General features: G+C 69.1%; 14 protein-coding genes and 1 pseudogene. 12 read left to right on the plus strand and 3 right to left on the minus strand.

Annotated features, from left to right (window positions below; all coding sequences use genetic code 11):
• The first annotated feature begins 53 nt into the window (after nucleotides 1-53).
• Genes dprE1 through B9D87_RS18055 form a run of 4 tightly spaced genes read left to right on the plus strand, consistent with a single transcriptional unit; the run spans nucleotide 54 to nucleotide 7,402 of the window.
• Nucleotides 54-1,445 carry a decaprenylphosphoryl-beta-D-ribose oxidase gene (gene dprE1, locus B9D87_RS18040; protein ID WP_007771939.1) on the plus strand — a complete coding sequence of 464 codons (1,392 nt, stop codon included), beginning with the start codon at nucleotides 54-56 and terminating at the stop codon, nucleotides 1,443-1,445.
• Complete coding sequence (gene dprE2 / locus B9D87_RS18045; protein ID WP_007771932.1) at nucleotides 1,446-2,210, plus strand: decaprenylphospho-beta-D-erythro-pentofuranosid-2-ulose 2-reductase; 765 nt, start codon at nucleotides 1,446-1,448, stop codon at nucleotides 2,208-2,210.
• A gap of 2 nt (nucleotides 2,211-2,212) precedes the next feature.
• Entirely contained in the window at nucleotides 2,213-4,117 is a 1,905-nt protein-coding gene (locus B9D87_RS18050) for a galactan 5-O-arabinofuranosyltransferase (RefSeq protein WP_007771930.1), read from the plus strand.
• Nucleotides 4,118-4,123: 6 nt separating this feature from the next.
• Nucleotides 4,124-7,402, plus strand: coding sequence for an arabinosyltransferase domain-containing protein (locus tag B9D87_RS18055; RefSeq protein WP_052002523.1), 3,279 nt, complete (start codon nucleotides 4,124-4,126; stop codon nucleotides 7,400-7,402).
• Between the two features lie 73 nt (nucleotides 7,403-7,475).
• On the opposite strand, the gene B9D87_RS18060 is transcribed toward B9D87_RS18055, so the two are convergent.
• A complete protein-coding gene (locus tag B9D87_RS18060) occupies nucleotides 7,476-7,730 on the minus strand; it encodes a hypothetical protein (RefSeq protein WP_007771927.1) in 255 nt (84 codons plus the stop codon).
• A gap of 208 nt (nucleotides 7,731-7,938) precedes the next feature.
• Between B9D87_RS18060 and B9D87_RS18065 the strand changes: the two genes are divergently transcribed.
• The gene (locus B9D87_RS18065; protein ID WP_040630709.1) at nucleotides 7,939-8,547 is read left to right on the plus strand and encodes a maleylpyruvate isomerase family mycothiol-dependent enzyme; all 609 of its coding nucleotides are present in this window, start codon (nucleotides 7,939-7,941) and stop codon (nucleotides 8,545-8,547) included.
• 3 nt (nucleotides 8,548-8,550) lie between these two features.
• Here B9D87_RS18065 and B9D87_RS18070 read toward each other — a convergent pair whose 3' ends face one another.
• Complete coding sequence (locus tag B9D87_RS18070) at nucleotides 8,551-9,705, minus strand: BTAD domain-containing putative transcriptional regulator (RefSeq protein WP_007771925.1); 1,155 nt, start codon at nucleotides 9,703-9,705, stop codon at nucleotides 8,551-8,553.
• Nucleotides 9,706-9,899: 194 nt separating this feature from the next.
• Here B9D87_RS18070 and B9D87_RS18075 point away from each other — a divergent pair, with 194 nt between their 5' ends.
• The 7 genes and pseudogenes from B9D87_RS18075 to B9D87_RS18105 all read left to right on the plus strand — a co-directional run bounded on the left by B9D87_RS18075 (nucleotide 9,900) and on the right by B9D87_RS18105 (nucleotide 21,280).
• On the plus strand, nucleotides 9,900-13,226 hold the full coding sequence (locus B9D87_RS18075) for an arabinosyltransferase domain-containing protein (protein WP_007771924.1): 3,327 nt from the start codon (nucleotides 9,900-9,902) through the stop codon (nucleotides 13,224-13,226).
• 49 nt (nucleotides 13,227-13,275) lie between these two features.
• Nucleotides 13,276-16,449 carry an arabinosyltransferase domain-containing protein gene (locus tag B9D87_RS18080; protein ID WP_085382819.1) on the plus strand — a complete coding sequence of 1,058 codons (3,174 nt, stop codon included), beginning with the start codon at nucleotides 13,276-13,278 and terminating at the stop codon, nucleotides 16,447-16,449.
• A 174-nt stretch (nucleotides 16,450-16,623) separates the two neighbouring features.
• Nucleotides 16,624-17,139, plus strand: a complete 516-nt coding sequence (locus tag B9D87_RS18085) for a hypothetical protein (protein ID WP_007771922.1) — start codon at nucleotides 16,624-16,626, stop codon at nucleotides 17,137-17,139.
• Nucleotides 17,140-17,241: 102 nt separating this feature from the next.
• Entirely contained in the window at nucleotides 17,242-17,688 is a 447-nt protein-coding gene (locus B9D87_RS18090; RefSeq protein ID WP_007771921.1) for an FHA domain-containing protein, read from the plus strand.
• Nucleotides 17,689-17,784: 96 nt separating this feature from the next.
• Nucleotides 17,785-19,559 (plus strand): annotated as a pseudogene (locus B9D87_RS18095) (acyl-CoA dehydrogenase family protein).
• An 11-nt stretch (nucleotides 19,560-19,570) separates the two neighbouring features.
• Nucleotides 19,571-20,407 (plus strand): helix-turn-helix domain-containing protein, encoded by an 837-nt coding sequence (locus B9D87_RS18100; protein ID WP_007771919.1) that lies wholly within the window; start codon nucleotides 19,571-19,573, stop codon nucleotides 20,405-20,407.
• A gap of 54 nt (nucleotides 20,408-20,461) precedes the next feature.
• A complete protein-coding gene (locus B9D87_RS18105) occupies nucleotides 20,462-21,280 on the plus strand; it encodes an SAM-dependent methyltransferase (protein WP_007771918.1) in 819 nt (272 codons plus the stop codon).
• A gap of 5 nt (nucleotides 21,281-21,285) precedes the next feature.
• Here B9D87_RS18105 and B9D87_RS18110 read toward each other — a convergent pair whose 3' ends face one another.
• Nucleotides 21,286-22,851 carry an acyl-CoA carboxylase subunit beta gene (locus B9D87_RS18110; RefSeq protein WP_085977827.1) on the minus strand — a complete coding sequence of 522 codons (1,566 nt, stop codon included), beginning with the start codon at nucleotides 22,849-22,851 and terminating at the stop codon, nucleotides 21,286-21,288.
• Nucleotides 22,852-22,856: the final 5 nt, after the last annotated feature.

A 22,856-nucleotide genomic window follows, 5' to 3' on the forward strand; every position in this document is an offset into this window, starting at 1 on the left:
CGGGACGCCTGCGTCCCGCATCGTCGCCGGAGCAGGCGGTACCCTCTTTGACGATGTCGAGCACCGATCCCGTGACCAAGCCCACCCAGCTGATGGGCTTCGGGCGCACCGCACCGTCGGTGGCCCAGGTGCTCTCTACCCGCGATCCCGAGGTGATCGCCAAGGCGGTGGCCCGGGTGGCCGAGTCCGGCGGCCCCAAAAGCCGGGGCGTGATCGCCCGCGGGCTGGGCCGGTCCTACGGCGACAACGCCCAGAACGGCGGCGGGCTGGTGATCGACATGACCGGGCTCAACCGCATCCACTCGATCAGCGCCGACACCCGGCTGGTCGACGTCGACGCCGGCGTCAGCCTGGATCAGCTGATGAAGGCGGCGCTGCCGTTCGGGCTGTGGGTCCCGGTGCTGCCGGGAACCCGGCAGGTCACCGTCGGCGGCGCGATCGCCTGCGACATCCACGGCAAGAACCACCACAGCGCGGGCAGCTTCGGCAACCACGTCCGGTCGATGGACCTGCTCCTGGCCGACGGCACCGTCCGCACCATCACCCCGGACGGGGACGACGCCGAGCTGTTCTGGGCGACCGTCGGCGGCAACGGCCTAACCGGGATCGTGCTGCGCGCCACCATCGCCATGACGCCGACGGAGACCGCGTACTTCATCGCCGACGGCGTGGCCACCCACGACCTCGACGAAACGGTCGCAGTTCACCTCGACGGCAGCGAGGCCAACTACACCTACTCGAGCGCCTGGTTCGACCTGATCAGTCCGCCGCCGAAGCTGGGCCGGGCCTCGGTCAGCCGGGGCAGCCTGGCGACGCTCGATCAACTGCCGAAGAAGCTTGCCAAGAACCCGTTGAAATTCGATGCGCCGCAACTGTTGACGGTGCCGGACGTGTTCCCGATCAGTGCGATGAACAAGCTGTCGTTCATGGCGATTGGCGAGGTGTACTACCGCCTGGGCGGGACCTACACCGGCAAGATCCAGAACCTGTCGCAGTTCTATCACATGCTCGACCTGGTCAGTGGCTGGAATAACGCTTACGGCCCAAGGGGTTTCGCGCAACACCAGTTCCTGGTTCCGCCGGATGCGATGAACGAGTTCAAGGCCATCATCCGCTGGATCCAGACCACCGGCCATTACTCCGCGCTGAACGTGTTCAAGCTCTTCGGGCCCGGCAACCGCGCACCGCTGAGCTTCCCGATGGCGGGCTGGAACGTCGCCATGGACTTCCCCAACAAGCCGGGGATCAACGAGTTCCTCAACGAACTCGACAGGCGCGTGCTGGAATTCGGCGGCAGGGTCTACACCGCCAAGGATTCCCGCGTGAGCGCCGAAACCTTCCACGCCATGTACCCCCGCATCGACGAATGGATCGCCGTGCGACGCAAGGTGGATCCGACGGGGGTGTTCGCCTCCGACATGGCCCGACGTTTGGAGCTGCTGTAAATGGTGCTCGATGCCGTAGGGAATCCGCAGACCATCCTGTTGCTCGGCGGTACCTCCGAGATCGGCCTGGCCATCTGCGAACGCTACCTGCAGAACGCGCACGCGCGGATTGTGTTGGCCGCCATGCCAAGTGACCCCGGCCGCGATGCCGCGGTGGCGCAGATGCAGGCCGCCGGCGCGCGCTCGGTCGAGCTGATCGATTTCGAAGCCACCGAGCCCGACACGCACCCCAAGATGATCGAGGCGGCCTTCGCCGGCGGAGACATCGACGTGGCCATCGTGGCGTTCGGCATCCTGGGGGACGCCGAGGAGCTGTGGCAGAACCAGCACAAAGCCGTGCAGGCCGTCGAAATCAACTACACCGCAGCGGTTTCGGTGGGCGTGCTGCTGGCCGAGAAGATGCGCGCCCAGGGGTTCGGCCAGATCATCGCGATGAGCTCGGCGGCCGGCGAGCGGGTGCGGCGGTCCAACTTCGTCTACGGCTCCACCAAGGCGGGGCTGGACGGCTTCTACCTGGGCCTCGGAGAGGCGTTGCGCGAGTACGGGGTTCGAGTCCTGGTGATCCGGCCCGGCCAGGTGCGTACCCGGATGAGCGCACACGTCAAGGAAGCCCCGCTGACCGTCGACAAGGAGTACGTCGCCAACCTCGCGGTGACCGCGGCCGCCAAAGGTAAGGAATTGGTTTGGGCACCAGCAGCATTCCGTTATGTGATGATGGTGTTGCGACACGTCCCGCGTCCCATCTTCCGCAAGCTTCCCATCTGATAATGCGTAACGCGCTGGCCACCCTCGGCCAGATGGCTTTAGCGGTGCTGGTCGCGGTGGCCGTCGCGGTTATCTCGCTGGTCGCCATCTCCCGGGTGCAGTGGCCGGCGTTCCCGTCCTCCAATCAACTGCACGCGCTGACCACCGTCGGGCAGGTCGGCTGCCTGGCCGGGCTGGTCGCCGTCGGCTGGGGGGGGCGGCGCTGCACGCGTCCCCGCGGGCGGCTGCTGACCCAACTCGCCGGGCTGGTCTTCGTGTCCGCGTTCACCGTCGTGACGCTGGGCATGCCGCTGGGGGCGACCAAGCTGTACCTGTTCGGCATCTCCGTCGACCAGCAGTTCCGCACCGAATACCTGACCCGCCTGGCCGACAGCCCCGCCCTGCGCGACATGACCTATCTCGGGCTGCCGCCCTACTACCCGCCGGGCTGGTTCTGGATCGGCGGACGCGCCGCCGCGCTGGGCGGGGCGCCGGCCTGGGAGGTCTTCAAGCCCTGGGCCATCACCTCGATCACGATCGCGGTCGCGGTCGCGCTGGTGCTGTGGTGGCGGATGGTCCGCTTCGAATACGCGCTGATCGTCACCACCGCGACCGCCGCGGTGACGCTGGCCTACGGCTCCCCCGAGCCCTACTCGGCGATGATCACCGTGCTGTTGCCGCCGATGCTGGTGCTGACCTGGTCGGGTCTGCGCGCCGGTGACCGGCCGGACGCTCCCGCCCGCGCGGGCTGGGGCGCGGTGATCGCCGCCGGGCTGTTTCTGGGCTGGACCGCCACCTGGTACACGCTGCTGTTCGGGCTCAGCGCGTTCACCGTCGGGGTGATGGCCCTGTGGCTGGCCGGCGTGCGCTGGCGGCGGAACCGGAAGGACGGCGGCCTCAAAGCCGCCCTCGATCCGCTGCGGCGGTTGGCCGTCATCGCCGGCATCGCCCTGGCGATCGCCTGCACGACCTGGTTGCCGTTCCTGGTGCGAGCGATGCACAGCCCGATCAGCAACTCCGGCAGCGCCATGCACTACCTGCCCGCCGACGGCGCTGAGTTGACCTTCCCGATGCTGCAGTTCACGCTGCTGGGCGTCGTCTGCCTGATCGGCACCCTGTGGCTGGTATTACGGGCCCGGTCGTCGGTGCGCGCGGGCGCCCTGGCCATCGGCGTGCTGGCGATCTACCTGTGGTCGCTGCTGTCGATGCTCACCACGCTGGCGCGCACCACCCTGTTGTCGTTCCGGCTGCAGCCGACCCTGAGTGTGCTGCTGGTCGCCGCCGGGGCGTTCGGCTTCCTCGAGGCGGCGCGGGTGTTGTCCGCGCGGCGGCGCGCGGTGCTCCCGGCGGCCGGCGCCGTGGGCCTGGCCGCCGCCATCGCGTTCAGCCAGGACATCCCCGACGTGCTGCGGCCCGACCTCACCATCGCCTACACCGACACCGACGGTCACGGGCAGCGCGGCGACCGCCGCCCGCCCAGCGCCGAGAAGTTCTACGCCACTCTCGATCACGCCATCACGCAGGTGACCGGCAAGCCGCGCGACCAGACCGTCGTGCTGACCGCCGACTACAGCTTCCTGTCCTTCTACCCGTACTGGGGATTCCAGGGCCTCACGTCGCACTACGCCAACCCGCTCGCGCAGTTCGACCTGCGGGCCGCGCAGATCAACAAGTGGTCCGACCTCAAGACCGCCGACGAGTTGATCCGCGCCCTGGACACCTGCCCCTGGCCCCCGCCGACGGTGTTCCTGATGCGCCGCGGCGCGAACGGGAACTACACGCTGCGGCTGGCCGAGGACGTCTACCCCAACCAGCCCAACGTGCGGCGGTATACCGTCGACCTGCGCGGCGCCCTGTTCGACAATCCGCGTTTCGTCGTCCAAAGCGTCGGCCCATTTGTGCTGGCCATCCGCAAGCCCGGGACGTAACCGCTGATGAGCACCGACACCACGCCACACACGGCCGAAGAACTACCATCTAGCTCCGTGAACGACACGGGAGCCAATCACCGGATCGCCCGGCTGGTTGCTTCCGTCGCCGGGCTGCTCGGCGTGCTGCTGGCGATCGCCACCCCGCTGCTTCCCGTCGACCAGACCACCGCGCAACTCAACTGGCCGCAGAACGGCATCTTCGGCAGCGTCGACGCGCCGCTGATCGGCTACGTCGCCACGGATTTGACCATCACCGTCCCGTGCGAGGCCGCCGCCGGACTGGCCGGGCCGGGCAACGCGGGCAAGACGGTGTTGCTGTCGACGGTGCCCAAGCAGGCGCCGAAGGCCGTCGACCGGGGACTGCTGATCGTGCGCGCCAACAACGACCTGGTGCTGGTGGTGCGCAACGTCCCGGTGGTGACCGCCCCGCTGAGCCAGGTGCTCAGTCCGGCCTGCCAGCGGCTGACCTTCACCGCGCACGCCGACCGCGTCACCGCCGAGTTCGTCGGCCTGACCCAGGGCCCCAACGCCGAGCATCCCGGCGCGCCGCTGCGCGGCGAGAAGAGCGGCTACGACTTCCGGCCCCAGATCGTCGGCGTCTTCACCGATCTGAGCGGACCGGCGCCGTCCGGGCTGCAGTTCTCGGCGACCATCGACACCCGCTACAGCAGCAGCCCCACCCCACTGAAAATGGCGGCGATGATCCTCGGGCTGGTGCTGACGGCCGCCGCCCTGATCGCGCTGCACATCCTCGACACCGCCGACGGGACCCGGCACCGCCGCTTCCTGCCCGCCCGTTGGTGGTCGATCGGCGGGCTGGACGCCCTGGTCATCGGCGTGCTGGTGTGGTGGCATTTCGTCGGCGCCAACACCTCCGACGACGGCTACATCCTGACCATGGCCCGGGTGTCCGAGCACGCCGGCTACATGGCCAACTACTACCGTTGGTTCGGCACGCCCGAGGCGCCGTTCGGCTGGTACTACGACCTGCTGGCGGTGTGGGCCCATGTCAGCACCACCAGCATCTGGATGCGGTTGCCCACCCTGGCGATGGCGCTGACGTGCTGGTGGGTGATCAGCCGTGAGGTGATGCCGCGGCTGGGCCACGCCGTCAAACAGAACCGGGCCGCGGCGTGGACGGCGGCGGGCATGTTCCTCGCGGTCTGGCTGCCGCTCGACAACGGGTTGCGCCCCGAGCCGATCATCGCCCTGGGCATCCTGCTGACCTGGTGCTCGGTGGAGCGCGCGGTGGCCACCAGCCGGCTGTTGCCGGTGGCGATCGCCTGCATCATCGGCGCTCTGACCCTGTTCTCCGGGCCGACGGGCATCGCCTCGATCGGCGCGCTGCTGGTCGCGATCGGGCCGCTGCGGACCATCCTGCACCGCAGATCCAAACTGTTCGGTGCGCTGCCACTGGTGGCGCCCCTGCTGGCCGCGGTCACGGTGACCGCGATCCTGATCTTCCGCGACCAGACGCTCGCCGGCGAGATCCAGGCCACCGCGCTCAAGCGCGCCGTCGGGCCCAGCCTCAGCTGGTTCGACGAGCACCTCCGCTACGAGCGGCTGTTCATGGCCAGCCCCGACGGGTCCGTCGCCCGCCGCTTCGCCGTGCTGGCGCTGGTGCTGGCGCTCGGGATCACCGTCGCAATGTCGTTGCGCAAAGGCAAGATTCCGGGCACCGCCGCCGGGCCGAGCCGGCGCATCGCCGGCATCACCATCATCTCGTTCGTGGCGATGATGTTCACGCCCACCAAATGGACCCATCACTTCGGGGTGTTCGCCGGGCTGGCCGGACCGCTGGGCGCGCTCGCCGCGGTCGCGGTGACCGCCGTGGCGATGCGGTCACGGCGCAACCGCACCGTGTTCGCCGCCGTGGTGCTGTTCCTGGTGGCGTTGTCGTTCGCCAGCGTCAACGGCTGGTGGTACGTCTCGAATTTCGGTGTGCCGTGGTCGAATGAGTTCCCGGCCTGGCACTACGCCTTCGCCACCGCGCTGCTCGGGTTGACCGTCGTGGTGCTGCTGCTGGCGGCATGGTTTCACTTCGTGGCCCCGGACTCGAGCCGGTTTCAAGGGCCGCCCAGGACCCGCCTGGGTGCGCGGGCGTCCGGAATCATCCAGTCCCCCTTGGCAATTGCCACCTGGGTGCTGGTGGTGTTCGAGGTGGCGTCGCTGACCCTGGCGATGACCGACCAGTACCCGGCCTGGTCGGTCGGCCGGTCCAACCTGCAGGCCCTGACCGGGAAGTCATGCGGACTGGCCGAGGACGTGCTGGTGGAGCAGGACCCCGGCGCCGGGATGCTGACACCGGTCAACGCGTCGGTGGCCGACGCGCTGGGCGCGGGTCTGTCGGAAGCCTTCACACCCAACGGAATTCCCGCCGACGTGCGCGCCGACCCGGTGATGGAACGCCCGGGTGACCGCAGCTTCGTCAACGACGAGGAGAAGACCGGCAGCAACCAGGCCGGCACCGAGGGCGGCACCACCCCCGCGCCGGGGATCAACGGCTCCTCGGCCCAGCTGCCCTTCAACCTCGACCCCGCGCACACCCCGGTGCTGGGCAGCTGGCGCTCGGGCATCCAGGTGCCCGCGCACCTGCGGTCCAGCTGGTACCGACTGCCCGCCCGCGACAAGGCGGGGCCGCTGCTGGTGGTCAGCGCCGCCGGGCGCTTCGACCCCCGCGAGGTCCAGGTGCAGTGGGCCACCGACGACCAGGCGGCCGCCGGACACGCCAGCGGCTCGTTCCAATTCTCCGACGTGGGCGCGTCGCCGGCGTGGCGCAACCTGCGCCTGCCGATGTCGGCAATTCCGAGTTCCGCCACCCAGATTCGACTGGTCGCCGACGACGAAGACCTGGCCCCGCAGCACTGGATCGCGCTGACCCCGCCGAGAACTCCGCAGCTGCGCACGCTGCAGGACGTGGTGGGCTCCTCCGAGCCGGTGTTCCTGGACTGGCTCGTCGGGCTGGCCTTCCCGTGCCAGCGACCCTTCGGCCATCAGAACGGCGTCGACGAGACCCCGAGATGGCGCATCCTGCCCGACCGGTTCGGCGCCGAGGCCAACTCGCCGGTGATGGACAACAACGGCGGCGGCCCGTTGGGTGTCACCGAGCTGCTGGCCAAGGCGACCACCATGGCCACCTACCTCAAGGACGACTGGTCTCGCGATTGGGGCTCGCTGCAACGGTTGACGCCGTATTACCCCGACGCCCAACCCGCCCGCCTGCTGCTGGGGACGGCGACGCGCAGCGGGCTGTGGAATCCGGCACCGCTGCGTAAAACCTAGGCGCACAACGAGTTCTGCCCCGCTTCCGGCCGACGGCAGGAAGCGGGGCAGATCACGGCGAGACCGCGTCAGGTCATGGCAGGGCGGCGTTGAACGGGTGCGTCAGCGTCCAGCCCGGGTTCAGGAAGTTGGCGGCGTAATGGCGCACCGGGTGCAGGTGCCCGCTGTGCGGAACGTCGGGGCTAGCGGAGGCGACGGCGGGCATCAGCGACCCGGCGATCGACAACCCGATGGCCCCCAGCCCGACGCCCGCGGCGATGCGGAGCTTGGAGACCTTCTTGGTCTCGACGGCGGTCTGGGTGTCTGCGGCGGCGATGCTGTCCTTCATGGTGGTGATTCCTATCTGCCGTACTTTGCGTATTTGCGTACCTTTTCCACGGGCCGATCGTGATGACCGGCAACACCAGGTTGCGATAGACGGCTTGCCAGATGGTTCAGAGTTTCTTGCGAAATTCTTGCGTCCCCTGGTTGACCTGCGGCGCAACCCTTGAGGCTGGCAATCCGTGGGGCTACCGTTGCGGCTTGTGGGCGATCTGATGGACATGGCCCGCGCCGAGCGCGCCGACCTCGCCGAATTCCTGGCCACGTTGACGCCGCAGGATTGGGAGGCGCCCACCCTGTGCACCCGCTGGAACGTCAAAGACGTTGTCGCGCATGTGATCAGCTATGACGAGCTGGGCGCGCTGGGACTGCTGAGAAGGTTCGCCAAGGGCTGGATCGTGCGAGCCAACCAGGTGGGCGTCGACGAATTCGGGACCCGCACGCCACAACAGCTACTGGAATTCCTGCGCAACCATCTCGAACCACATGGTCTGCCGGCGGGTTTCGGCGGAATGATCGCGCTCGTCGACGGCACCGTCCACCACCAGGACATCCGCCGCTCGCTGGGCCGGCCGCGGGCGGTGCCGCCGGATCGACTCGAGCGGATCCTTCCCCTGGTACCCGGCAATCCCCGGCTCGGCGCGGGACGCCGGATCAGGGGCCTGGGACTGCGCGCCACCGACGTCTCGTGGGCGCACGGCGACGGGCCCGGGGTGACGGGCCCCGGCGAGGCGCTGCTGCTGGCGATGACGGGCCGTCCGGCCGCCCTGGCCGACCTCGAGGGCCCCGGGCTTGCCACGCTGGCGGACCGGGTCCACGGATAGCGCTCAGGCCGGGCGGATCTCGAAGACGAACTCCGAGTTGCCGATGCGGATGTGATCGCCGTCCTCCAGGGTGGTGCTGCGCCGCACCCGCTGCCCCCGCACCTGCACACCGTTGGTGGACTTCATGTCGGTGATCAGGAAATCCGTTCCCGTGTCGATGATCACGGCGTGGTGGCGGCTGACCTCGGTGTCGTCCAAGACGATCTCGTTGTCGTCGAGACGCCCGATCCGGGTGGTCACACCGTTGAGCTGATAATGCCGGCCGGCCTTGTCCCGCAACCGGGCCACGACGGGATCGTCGACCAGTGCCGCCGCCGACTCCGAGCGCACGGTGCTTTGCTTGTGAGTGGTCATCACCGCCCGTTTGCCGGCCCGCTTGGGTTGCTCCGGGCCCAGCGGCTCCTGGCGCAGGATGCGCTGTTGCAGCGCGTTGACCGTCGGGCCCGGATCGATGCCCAGCCCGTCGGCCAGCGCCGTCTTCAGCCGGCGGTACGCGCCGAGCGCATCCGACTGCCGCTCGGTGACGTAGTAGGCGGTGATCAGCTGCGCCCACAGTGGTTCGCGAAAGGGATGCCGCGCGACGAGCGCTTCCAGCTCGCCGATGACGCCATCGGCGCGCCCACAGGCGATTTCGGCTTCGGCGCGTGCGGTGTAGCTTGCCACCCGCTCCTCGAGCAGCATGCCGGCGAACGCGTCGACGAAGGCGAAATTGTGCAGGTCGTCGAGCACCGGACCGCGCCATTCGCCCAGCGCCGCCGACAGGTGGCCGCTGGCCTCCTCGAAACGGCCCAGGCTGGCGGCCTGGACTCCCGCGGCCTTGTGGGCGCGGAAACGTCCCAGATCGCAATCGGCGTCGGCGACGCTGAGCTGATAACCCGGCGGGGCGCTGGCCAACACCTCGTTCGGGTTGGCCACCGCGCTGCGCAGCAGCCGCCGCAGCGTGGAGACGTAGGACTGGATGCTGGTGCGCGCCGCCGGCACCGGAGCCTCACCCCACACGGCATCGATCAAGGCGTCGACCGACACCGGTCGATTGCGGTGGACGAGGAGCATGGCCAGCACCGCGCGCTGCTTGGGGGCGCCCAACGACAACTGGGTGCCGTTGGCCGTCATCGACAACGGTCCCAGGACGCCAAACCCCAGACCTGCGTTCGTCACGCGCGCCTCCTCAGCCCCCCATTTTGACCGCATCGACGCAACGGATGCTGAATTGGCGGGCGGGTTTTGCTGTGATTCGCGCCCACCTGCACAGCGTGGGCGGCACCGGCCGGGCGACGATCTCGCTCGTCCCGGGGCGCTGCGCGGCCCCGCGTCCTCATCGGACAAAGCCGCGTCGCTTACGATCGAGCCTCGTGCCCCACGACGGTAATGAGCGCTCGCAGCGGATCCCCCGGTCGGTGGCCGCCATCGCGGGCATCGTGGGCCTGCTGCTGTGCCTGTCCGTCCCGCTGCTTCCGGTGAAACAGACCACGGCAACGGTCCTGTGGCCGCAGGGCAGCATCGACGGGCACGTCAGCCAGATCACCGCGCCCCTGGTGTCCGGGGCACCGCGCGCGCTGGACATCTCCATTCCCTGCCCGGACATCGCCACCCTGCCCGCCGGTGGCGGCCTGGTGGTGTCGACCCTGCCGCCCGGCGGCATGGACGCCGGGAAGAACGGGCTGTTCGTGCGCGCCAACGCCGACGCCGTCGTCGTCGCGTTCCGCGACACCGTGGCGGCGGTCGCACAGCGCTCGGCCGTCGCCGCCGGGGCCTGCAGCGTGCTGCACGTCTGGGCCAACGCCGGCGCCACCGGCGCCGACTTCGTCGGCATCCCCGGCGCCACTGGGGTGCTGTCCCCCGAAAAGAAACCCCAGGTCGGCGGCCTCTTCACCGACATGAAAGTGCCCGCGGGACCGGGGCTGTCGGCCCGCATCGACATCGACACCCGGTTCATCACCGCGCCCACCGTCCTCAAGGAAATCGTGATGGCCCTGGGCGCCCTGGCGGTGCTGACGGCCATCGTCGCGCTCGCGGTGCTGGACCGCCGCAGCCGCGGCGGCAGCACGATACTCAACTGGCGCTCGCCGATCGCCTGGCTCTCCCGGTACCGGCCCGGCACGCACCTGGGAAACTGGCGGCGGGTGGGGATCGCGACGTGGATCGCCGACGCCGGGGTGATCGCGACCCTGCTGCTGTGGCACATCATCGGCGCCACCTCGTCGGATGACGGCTACAACCTGACCATCGCGCGCGTCGCGCCCGGCGCCGGCTACATCGCCAACTACTACCGCTATTTCGGCACCACGGACGCACCCTTCGACTGGTACCTCGGGGTGCTGGCCAAGATGGCATCGGTGAGCACGGCCGGCGTCTGGATGCGGCTGCCCGCCACGGTGGCCGCGATCGCCTGCTGGTTGATCATCAGCCATTGGGTGCTGCGCCGGCTCGGACCGGGCCGCGGCGGCCTGGCGGCCAACCGGGTGGCGGTCTTCACCGCCGGCGCGGTGTTCGTGGCGGCGTGGCTGCCGTTCAACAACGGACTGCGGCCCGAACCGCTGATCGCCCTCGGCGTGCTGGTCACCTGGATGCTGGTGGAACGCGCGATCGCGCTGCGCCGGTTGGCCCCCGCGGCGGTGGCCATCATCGTGGCGCTGCTGAGCGCGACGCTGGCTCCGCAGGGCCTGATCGCCGTCGCCGCGCTGCTGACCGGGGCCCGGGCCGTCGCCCAGACGATCCGCCGGCGCCGGCCGACCGACGGGCTGGTGGCACCGCTGGCGGTGCTCGCGGCCTCGCTGTCGCTGATCCTGGTGGTGGTGTTCCGCAGCCAGACACTGGCCACGGTCGGCGAATCGGCGCGCATCAAGTACAAGGTCGGTCCGACCATCGCGTGGTACCAGGACTGGCTGCGCTACTACTTCCTCACGGTGGAATCCAACCCGGACGGATCGATGGCGCGGCGATTCGCCGTGCTGGTGCTGCTGCTGTGCATGTTCGGGATGCTGGTCACCCTGCTGCGCCGGGGCCGGATCCCGGGTGTGGCCAGCGGCCCGGCGTGGCGGTTGATCGGCACCACCGCCTTCGGCCTGCTCTTGTTGACCTTCACGCCGACGAAGTGGGCGGTGCAGTTCGGCGCATTCGCCGGGCTGGCCGGAGCGCTGGGCGCGGTCACCGCGTTCGCCCTGGCCCGGATCGGCCTGCACAACCGCCGCAACCTGACGCTGTACGTGACGGCGCTGCTGTTCGTGCTGGCGGTGGCGACCTCGGGCGTCAACGGCTGGTTCTACGTCGGCAACTACGGGGTGCCGTGGTACGACATTCAGCCGGTCATCGCCAGCCACCCGGTGACGTCGATGTTCCTGGCACTGTCGATCGCGACCGGCCTGCTGGCCGCCTGGCAGCACTTCCGGATGGACTACGCCGGGCACACCGAGGTCAAGGACAACCGGCGCAACCGGGTGCTCGCGTCGACCCCGCTGCTGGTGGTCGCGACCATCATGGTCGTCGGCGAAGTCGCCTCGCTGACCAAGGGCGCGGTGTTCCGCTACCCCCTCTACACCACCGGCAAGGCCAACGTCGCCGCCATCAGTTCGGGGCTGTCGTCCGCCAGCTGCGCCATGGCCGACGATGTGCTCACCGAGCCCGACCCCAACGCGGGGATGCTGCAGCCGGCGCCCGGGCAGACCTTCGGCCCGGACGGTCCGCTGGGCGGGGTCAACCCGGTCGGCTTCAAACCCGACGGTGTGGGCGACGACCTGCGGTCGTACCCGGTGGTGACCAAGCCGGGCGTGGTGAATTCCACCGGGTCACCCAACAAACCCAATGCCACTATGAGCGACTCCGCGGGCACGGCCGGTGGGAAAGGCCCGGTCGGGGTGAACGGGTCGCATGCCGCGCTGCCGTTCGGCCTCGACCCGGCCCGCACCCCGGTGATGGGCAGCTACGGCGAGAATTCGCTGGCCGCCAGCGCGACGTCGGCGTGGTACCAGCTGCCGCCGCGTAGCCCGGACCGGCCGATCGTCGTGGTGACGGCGGCCGGCGCCATCTGGTCGTACAAAGAGGACGGCACCTTCACCTACGGCCAGCAGCTGAAACTGCAGTGGGGCGTTGCCCGTCCCGACGGCACCACCCAGCCGCTGGCGGAGGTGTATCCGATCGACATCGGGCCGGAGCCGGCGTGGCGCAACCTGCGGATCCCGCTGACCTGGGCGCCGCCGGAGGCGAACGTGGCGCGCATCGTCGCGTACGACCCCAACCTGAGTTCGGACCAGTGGTTCGCGGTCACGCCGCCGCGCGTCCCGGTGCTGCAGACCCTGCAGCAGTTGATGGGCTCGCACACACCCGTGCTGATGGACATCGCCACCGCCGCGAACTTCCCCTGCCAGCACCCGCTCTCTGAACACCTTGGCGTTGCCGAACTTCCGCAGTACCGCATCCTGCCCGATCACAAACAAACGGCGGCGTCGTCGAACGGGTGGCAGGCCAGCGAGGACGGGGGTCCGTTCCTGTTCACTCAGGCGATGCTGCGCACCTCGACGATCGCGACGTACCTGCGTGGGGACTGGCATCGCGACTGGGGATCCGTCGAGCAGTACTTCCGGTTGGTGCCGGCTGATCAGGCGCCGGACGCCGTAATCGAACAGGGTGTGATGACAGTGCACGGCTGGAGCCGGCAGGGACCGATTCGGGCGCTGCCATGAGCGTGACGACCGTCGACGACCGCCAAGACCAGGCGGCCCCCGGCAGAACGTGCGGGTGACCCGCTGGGTCGCGACGATCGCCGGGCTGATCGGTTTCATCCTGTCGGTGGCGACGCCGCTGCTGCCCGTCGTGCAGACCACCGCGCAGCTGAACTGGCCGCAGAACGGTCAGCTGAACAGCGTTACGGCGCCGCTGATTTCGCTGACGCCGGTCGACGTGAACGTGTCCGTGCCGTGCTCGGTGGTGGGCGCGCTGCCACCGGAGGGCGGGGTGGTGCTCAGCACGGCGCCCAAGAAGGGCAAGGACGCCGCGCTCAACGCGTTGTTCGTCGTCGTCAACAGCAAGCGCGTCGACGTCACCGACCGCAACGTGGTGATCGCCAGCGCGGCGCGGGACCAGGTCGCGTCGCCGCAATGCCAGCGCATCGAGATCACCTCGACCAAGGCCGGCGCCTTCGCCACCTTCGTCGGACTGAAGGATCCGGCCGGCAAACCGCTCGGTGGCGGCTTCCCCGACCCGAACCTGCGGCCGCAGATCGTGGGGGTGTTCACCGATCTCACCGGCCCCGCCCCGCCGGGTCTGAAGCTGTCGGCGACCATCGACACCCGATTCTCCACCACCCCAACGACTCTCAAGCTGGCCGCGATGGTGCTGGCGATCGTGTCGACCATCGTCGCGCTGATCGCCCTGTGGCGGCTCGACCAGTTGGACGGCCACCGGATGCGCCGGCTCATCCCGGCGAACTGGCGCACGTTCACCCTCGCCGACGTCACGGTGATCTCCGGCTTCGTGCTGTGGCACGTGATCGGGGCGAACTCGTCGGACGACGGCTACATCCTGGGCATGGCCCGCGTCGCCGACCGCGCCGGCTACATGTCGAACTACTTCCGTTGGTTCGGCAGCCCCGAGGACCCCTTCGGCTGGTACTACAACCTGCTGGCGCTGATGACCCATGTCACCGACGCCAGCCTGTGGATGCGGTTGCCGGACTTGATCGCCGGGATCGTGTGCTGGCTGCTGCTCTCCCGCGAGGTGCTGCCCCGGCTGGGGCCCGCGGTGGCCGCCAGCAAGGCGGCGAACTGGGCGGCGGGCATGGTCCTGTTGACGGCGTGGATGCCGTTCGACAACGGCCTGCGCCCCGAGCCGATCATCGCCGTGGGGTCGCTGATCACCTACGTGCTGATCGAGCGCTCCATGCGTTACAGCCGGCTGACACCCGCGGCGCTGGCGGTCATCACCGCCGCGTTCACCCTTGGCGTGCAGCCCACCGGACTGATCGCGGTGGCCGCGCTGGTCGCCGGTGGCCGTCCGATCCTGCGCATTCTGGTCCGCCGCCACCGCCTGGTCGGCACGTGGCCGCTGGTGGCGCCGATGCTGGCCGCCGGCACGGTCATACTGACCGTGGTGTTCGCCGACCAGACGCTGTCAACGGTGTTGGAAGCCACCAGGATTCGCACCTCGATCGGCCCCAGCCAGGCCTGGTACACCGAGAACCTGCGCTATTACTACCTGATCCTGCCCACCGTCGACGGCTCGCTGTCGCGTCGCTTCGGGTTCCTGATCGCGGCGCTGTGTCTGTTCACGGCCGTCTTTATCATGTTGCGGCGCAAGCGGGTTCCCGGGGTTGCGCGCGGGCCGGCCTGGCGGCTGATGGGCGTCATCTTCGGCACCATGTTCTTCCTGATGTTCACCCCCACCAAGTGGGTGCACCACTTCGGGCTGTTCGCCGCGGTGGGAGCGGCGATGGCCGCGCTGACGACGGTGCTGGTGTCGCACGAGAGCTTGCGCTGGTCGCGCAACCGCATGGCATTCCTGGCGGCGCTGCTCTTCGTGCTGGCGCTGTGTTTCGCCACCACGAACGGCTGGTGGTACGTGTCGAGCTTCGGCGTCCCGTTCAACAACGTGATGCCGAGGTTCCACGGAATCAGCATCAGCACAGTCTTTTTCGCGCTGTTCGTGATCGTCGCGCTGTACGCGGCATATCTGCATTTCGCACCGAGGGACCGTGGCGAAGGACGACTGGCGCGGGCACTGACCGCCGCGCCGATCCCACTGGCGGCCGGTTTCATGGCGCTCGTGTTCATCGCGTCGATGGTGGCGGGCATCGTGCGCCAGTACCCCACCTACTCCAACGCCTGGGACAACCTGCGTGAGTTCAGCGGCGGCTGCGGGTTGGCCGATGACGTGCTCGTCGAGCCGGACAGCAATGCCGGCTTCATGGTGCCGCTGCCCGACAATTTCGGCCCGCTCGGGCCGCTGGGTGGTGTGAACCCCACGGGCTTCAGTCCCAACGGCGTACCGGATCGCACGCTGGCGGAGTCGGTCAAGGAAACGGAGGTGGCGCAGCCCGGCACCGACTACGACTGGGACGCGCCGCTCAAGCTGAAGGCGCCGGGCATCAACGGGTCGACGGTTCCGCTGCCCTACGGCCTCGATCCCGCACGGGTCCCGCTGGCCGGCAGCTACACCACCGGCGCGCAACAGCAGAGCAGGCTCACCTCGGCGTGGTACCAGCTGCCGAAGCCGGACGACGGACACCCGCTGGTGGTGGTGACCGCCGCGGGCACCATCGCCGGCAACAGCATCCTGCACGGCTACACCAGCGGGCAGACCGTGGAGCTGGAATTCGGCAGGCCCGGTCCCGGCGGCGCCGTGCAGCCGGCCGGCCGGCTGGTGCCCTACGACCTGTACGGCGAGCAGCCGAAGGTGTGGCGGAACCTGCGCTTCGCGCGCTCGGCGATGCCCGCCGACGCGGTCGCGGTGCGGGTGGTCGCCGAGGACCTGTCCCTGACACCGGATGACTGGATCGCGCTGACCCCGCCGCGGGTGCCGGAGCTGCGTTCGTTGCAGGAGTACGTCGGTTCGAAGCGGCCGGTGCTGATGGACTGGGCGGTCGGCCTGGCGTTCCCGTGCCAGCATCCGATGCTGCATTCCAACGGCGTCACCGAGATCCCGGAGTTCCGCATCACCCCGGACTACAACGCCAAGAAGCAGGACACCGACACCTGGCAGGACGGCGTCAACGGCGGCCTGCTGGGCATCACCGACCTGTTGCTGCGGGCCCACGTCATGTCGACGTACCTGTCGCATGACTGGGGCCGCGACTGGGGATCGCTGCGCAGATTCGAGACCATCGCCGACGCGCACCCGGCGCAGCTCGACCTCGGCACCGCCACCCGCACCGGATGGTGGTCGCCCGGACCGATCCGCATCAAGCCGTAGCGGCCGCGAAAGTGTGCGAATGGCGCGAATGGCATTGCGCCGCCATTATTCACCGGTGTAATAACGCGTCGAATTAACGACAGAGTAATTACTGGTCAGGGGTTTATTTCGACCATTTACTGGTCAATACTAATTCCGCTGTGATCCATTTCACATGACGGAAAAGGTGGCCCGATGCGCACGTTGACACGACTGGGAACCTGCGCGGCCGCGGCCGCGCTGCTGATCACTCCCACCGCGAGCCTGACCATCGGGACGGCCGCCGCCGAGGGCGGCGGCACGACGGTCGTTTTCGACAACTATCTGCGGCGTTGCGATTTCAGCAAGGTCAGCATCGCCCCCAAGGTGCCCAGCCCGATGCTCGGCACCGGGTCGGCCATCGTGCGGGCCAGCGGCTCCCGGGCGGTCGCCGAGGTCCATCTGGTCGACGGGACCGAGCCGGGCATGCATTTCGACGTCGGCCTTATCGAAGAACCCCGCCCGTCCTCGTCGACCTGTGGGCCTGGGGACCCGGGCACGGCCTTTACCGGCATGGACCTCGACGGCGCCGGAAACGGCACGGCCACGGTTGCCGACGCCATTCGCCCGGGCACGACCGGCGTGTGGGTGATCATCGAGCGGGCGAACCCGAACTCGCAGAACCCGGCGGAGTTCTATACGTCCGAGTTCGTGGTGCCGGTCGGGTCGTAGCCGGCCGGGCACACGCAGGAAACAGGGACTTCGGCCCCTATCTTGACGCTCATATCAACTGCTGCGATGGAGGTATCGACCAGGACCTGGCGAAAGGAAGCGGTGTCGGCGTCATACGGGGAGACGAGCAAGCAACCAATCGCGCCGGACGAACCCACCGGCGACATCGGTTCGGTGCTGCGTGCCGACGTCCGCGACGAGATCGACACGTCGTCGGCCTTCGCCGAAGCGGCGGCGACGCTGGCCCGCGGTTCGGCCATGCTGGTGGTGAAGCGCGGCCCCAACGTCGGGGCAAAGTTCGTGCTGAACGAGCCGGTGATGAACGCCGGGCGGCACCCCGCCAGCGACATCTTTCTCGATGACATCACGGTCAGCCGCAGGCATGCCGAATTCCGCAGCGAGAACGGCGAATTCCGCGTCGTCGATCTCGGCAGCCTCAACGGGACCTATCTCAACCGCGGCGCCGTCGACTCCGCGGTGCTGACCAACGGCGACGTGCTCCAGATCGGCAACTTCCGGCTGGTCTTCCTGGCCGCCCGGCCGGGCTGACACCGCCGCTGCGCCCGTCCTATGAATTGGGTTCCGGCGACGCCGTTTTCGGCCAGGGTGATCCTGACGATCGGCTCGGCGCGTAGCGTCTGACCCATGAGCGACTACGCCGTCGAGGCGGTGGACCGGCTGCCGTTTTCCAGCGACGAGAAATCGCAGCGCTACGCGACGGAGAACTACCACGGTGCCGTGGGACTCAACTGGTACCTCACCGACCCCACGCTGCAGTTCACCATGGCCTACTACCTCAAGCCCGAGGAACTGACACTGGCCGAACGCCACCTGACGCGCATCGGCGAACTGATGGGCGGCCCGGTGGCGCGGTGGGCCGAAGAGACGGATCGCAACCCCCGCGGCTGCAGCGCTACGACCGGTGGGGCCACGACATCAGCGAGGTGGTGATGCCGACCTCGTTCACCGAGTCCAAGCGCGCGGTCCTGGACGCCCAGCAGGCGCTGCGCACCGAGGCCCGCGCGGCGCAGATGAGCTCGTCGCTGCCCATGTTCGCGTCGAATTATCTGCTCAACCAAGCCGACATCGGCATGGGCTGCGCGCTGGGTACCGGCGGCGGCATGGTGCAGTCGCTGGTGGCGACCTACGCGCCGCCCGATGTGGCCGAGCACGTGCTGGCCAAATTCGCCTCGGGCGAGTGGGCCGGCGAGACGGCGCAGCTGCTGACCGAGCGCACCGGCGGCTCCGATCTGGGGGCGCTGGAGACCACCGCGACCCGGCACGGTGACACGTGGTTGTTGAACGGCTTCAAGTGGTTTGCGTCCAACTGCGCCGGGCAGGCGTTCGTCGTATTGGCGAAACCCGAAGGCGCACCCGATTCTTCGCGCGGCGTCGCCAACTTCCTGGTGTTGCGCACCCGCCGCGACGGCTCACGCAACGGGGTGCGGGTGCGCCGGTTGAAGGACAAGCTGGGCACCCGCTCGGTGGCCTCGGGCGAGGTCGAATTCGTCGATGCCGAGGCGTTTTTGCTGTCCGGCGAGCCCACCGGCGCCGACGCCGGGCCGTCGGACGGCAAGGGGCTGGGACGCATGATGGAGCTGACCAACGCGGCGCGCCTGGGCATCGCGCTGTTCGCGCTCGGCAACGCGCGGCGCGCCCTGGTGGAATCGCTGTGTTATGCCCGGCAGCGCCGGGCGTTCGGCGGCGCGCTCATCGACAAGCCGCTGATGCGGCGCAAGCTCGCCGAGATGATCGTCGACGTCGAGGCGGCGCAGGCGCTGGTGTTCGACGGCACCGGCGCCACCAACCATCGTCAGCCGCGCAGCATGCGGCAACGGATCGCCGTGCCCGTCACCAAGCTCAGGGTGTGCCGGCTGGGCATCACCGCGGCCTCGGATGCGATCGAAATCCACGGCGGCAACGGCTATATCGAGACATGGCCGGTGGCGCGCCTGCTGCGCGACGCGCAGGTGAACACCATCTGGGAGGGGCCGGACAACATCCTGTGCCTGGATGTGCGACGCGGGATCGAGCAGACCCGCGCGCACGAGACGCTGCTGGCGCGGCTGCGCGACGCGGTGTCGGTCGCCGACGACGGCGAGGCCACCCGCCTGGTCGCCGGCCGGATCGAGGATCTCGACGCGGCGATCACCGCGTGGACCAAGCTCGACCGCGGCACCGCCGAGGCACGGCTGTTCCCGCTGACCCAATTCATGGGCGACGTCTACGGCGGTGCGTTGCTCATCGAACAGGCCGCGTGGGAGCGGGAAACCAGCGGTGGTGAACGCAAGGCGCTTGTCGCGGAGCTCTACGCGCAGCGCTATCTCGCCGACCGCGGGGCGTTGCGCGGCATCGACGCCGACTCCGACGAGGCGCTGGATCGCTTCGACGAATTGCTCGACGGCGCGCTGAGGGTGTAGGCGGGGGCCCAATGACCGGTCAACGGTTGTACAAGCCGAGGCCGCCACTCGCCGGGCACATCGAGTATTTCGGCTACTGGCAAGGCAATAACGCATCCGGCCCGCACACCAGCCGCGCGCTACCGCGCGGAGCGGTCACCGCGATCATCGATGTCGACGGCGGAACCGACCTCGGCTTCTACGCCTCCGATGGCCGCACCCCACTGACGGTCCCGCCCGCATTCGTTGCCGGTGCCGGCCCGGCGGCCTATGTCATCCGCGTCGTCCCCGCGCACACCGTCATGACGATCCATTTTCGGCCGGCGGGGGCGTTGGCGTTCCTCGGCTGTCCGCTGGGCGATCTGGAGGATGCTCTCGTCGGCCTCGGCGATCTTTGGGGGTCGGGCGCAGAGCTGCTCCGGGAACGACTCATCGAGGCGCGCTCGGCACAACATCGGGTAGACCTGCTGGAGCAGTTCCTCCTGGCACGGATTCGCCACGGCCACCGGTGGCCACAACCCGATGTGACATCGGTATTGCGCTACGCCGAACTCAACCCGTCGATGCGGGTCTCGAAAGCCCAAGTCCTGACTGGCCTTTCAGCCAAGCGGTTCAATACGCTGTTTCGTTCCGAAGTAGGGTTGTCACCCAAGGCCTACCTTCGGGTGCGCCGGCTGCAGGCGGTGCTGCGGGCGCTCAACACCCCCGCGCAGGGCGCGGCCATCGCCGCCGACCTCGGCTATTTCGACCAGGCCCACATGGTGCGCGAATTCCGCGAATTCACCGGCATCACGCCGACGCAGTACGCATGCCGACGCTCCTCGATGCCCGGCCACGTCGAACTCGCCGCCACACCGCAACCGGGCTGAACGGCGACCGAAATATCCAAGCCATGCCCCACGCCCGGCGCCGATGATGGCGCGATGGACAGAAATCACGCGGCGGTCGCGGACACCGGCCTGCTGGTCGCGGCGATCCGCGCCCACGAAACGACCCGCGAAGACCGGCTCTTCTCCGACCCGTTCGCCGAGCGGCTGGCGGGAGATCGCGGGCGGGCGCTGTACGCGGCGGCGGCCACCGGCGGTGAACGCTCCAGCGCGCAGATCGTCGTGCGTACCCGGTTCTGGGACGAGGCGCTGCTGCGAGCGGCCCGGCGGGTGCGGCAGATCGTCATCCTCGCCGCCGGCATGGACGCCCGGGCCTACCGGCTGCCCTGGCCCGAGGGCACGGTCGTCTACGAACTGGATCAGCCGGCGGTGCTGTCGGCCAAGGCCGATCTGCTCGCCGGGGAACAGCCCCGTTGCCTGCGCGTTCCGGTGGGTGTCGATCTGGCCGACGACTGGCCGTCCGCCGTCCGGTCCGCCGGACTGGATCCGTCGGCGCCGGCGGCCTGGCTGATCGAAGGACTCTTGCAGTACCTGGACGAGGCCGAGGTCGGCGCGTTGTTCGATCGCGTCGACGCCCTGTCGGCGCCCGGCTCGGTCCTGCTCTACGACGTCGTCGGCAAGACACTGCTCGAATCGGCGGCGATGGCGCCGGTGGTCGCGTCCATGGCCCGCAGCGGTGCCCCGTGGCTCTTCGGCACCGACGAGCCGGGCCGGCTATCGCAACGCCTCGGCTGGTCGGCGGCCGTCACCGACGTCGCGGAAGCGGGGAATCGGTACGGCCGCTGGTATGAGCCGGCGGTGCCGATGGAGGTTGCCGACGTGCCTCGTGGCTATTTCGTCGAGGCGACCAAGTAGCCGGATCAGATCGGGATGAGGCCGTGCTTGCGCGCCGTGCGGAACCACAGCTGCTTCTCCCGCAGCAGCCTCATCGACTTGCGCAGCAGCAGCCGGGTCTCGTGCGGGTCGATGACCGCGTCGATGAAGCCGCGCTCGGCGGCGGTCCACGGGATCGCCATGTTGAGGTTGTAGCCCTCGATGAAGTCCTTCTTGATCTGCTGCGCCTCGGGCGTGGTGGGGTCGGGGAACCGCTTCATCAGCAGCTGCGCGGCCCCCTCGGCGCCGATCACCGCGATGCGCGCGGTCGGCCAGGCGAAGTTGAAGTCGGCGGTGAGCTGCCGCGACCCCATCACGGCGTAGGCGCCGCCGTAGGACTTGCGGACCGTGATGGTCACCTTCGGCACGTCGGCCTCGACGACCGAGTACAGGAACCGGCCGCCGCGCTTGATGATGCCGTTCTTCTCCTGCTCGGCGCCCGGCAGGAAGCCCGGCGTGTCCACCACGAACACCAGCGGGACATTGAACGCGTCGCAGAACCGAATGAACCGCGCCGCCTTGTCGGAGGCCTCGTTGTCGATCGACCCGGACAGGTACATCGGCTGGTTGGCGATCACGCCCACCGGGCGCCCGTCGACGCGGGCGAACCCGGTGATGATGGCGGGCCCGTGCTGGGCGGCCACGTCGAGGAAGTCGCCGTCGTCGAAGATCCGCAGCAGGATCTCGTGCATGTCGTAGGCCATGTTGTCCGAGTCCGGCACGATCGAGTCGAGCTCTAGATCGGTCGGGGTGGTCTCCGGCTCCAGGCCCGGGTTGACGATCGGCGGCTCGCTGACGGCGCTCGACGGCAGGAACGACAGGAAGTCGCGCACGTACTGGAAGGCCTCGGCCTCGGAGTTCACCACCTGGTGGATGTTGCCGTTGCGGGCCTGCGCGTCGGAGCCGCCGAGCTCGTCGAGCGTGACGTCTTCGCCGGTGACCTCCCGGATCACGTCCGGCCCGGTGACGAAGAAGTAGCCCTGGTCGCGCACCGACACCAGCAGGTCGTCCTGGATCGGCGAATACACCGCTCCCCCAGCGCATTTGCCGAAGATCAGGGAGATCTGCGGCACCAGCCCGCTCAATGCCTCGTGGCGGCGGCCCAGCTCGGCGTACCACGCCAGCGAGGTGACGGCGTCCTGAATCCGCGCGCCGCCGGAGTCCTGGATGCCGACGATCGGGCAGCCGACCATCGCGCACCACTCCATCAGCCTGGCCACCTTGCGGCCGAACATCTCGCCCACCGTGCCCTGGAACACCGTCTGGTCGTGGGAGAACACCCCGACCGGGCGGCCGTCGATCATGGCGTGCCCGGTCACGCATCCGTCGCCGTAGAGGGCGTTCGGGTCGTTCGGCGTCTTGGCCAGCGCGCCGGTCTCCAGGAAGGTGCCCGGGTCGACCAGCGCGTGGATGCGGGCGCGGGCGCTCGGGATGCCCTTCTTGTCGCGCTTGGCGACGGCCTTCTCACCGCCGGGCTCTTTGGCCAGTTCCAGGCGAGCGTGGAGCTCGGCCAGCTTCTCGGCGGTGGTGTGCTGAATGGGAGCTGGCGCCATCTCCG

The sequence above is a fragment of the Mycobacterium colombiense CECT 3035 genome (assembly GCF_002105755.1).
GTDB classification, from domain to species: domain Bacteria; phylum Actinomycetota; class Actinomycetes; order Mycobacteriales; family Mycobacteriaceae; genus Mycobacterium; species Mycobacterium colombiense.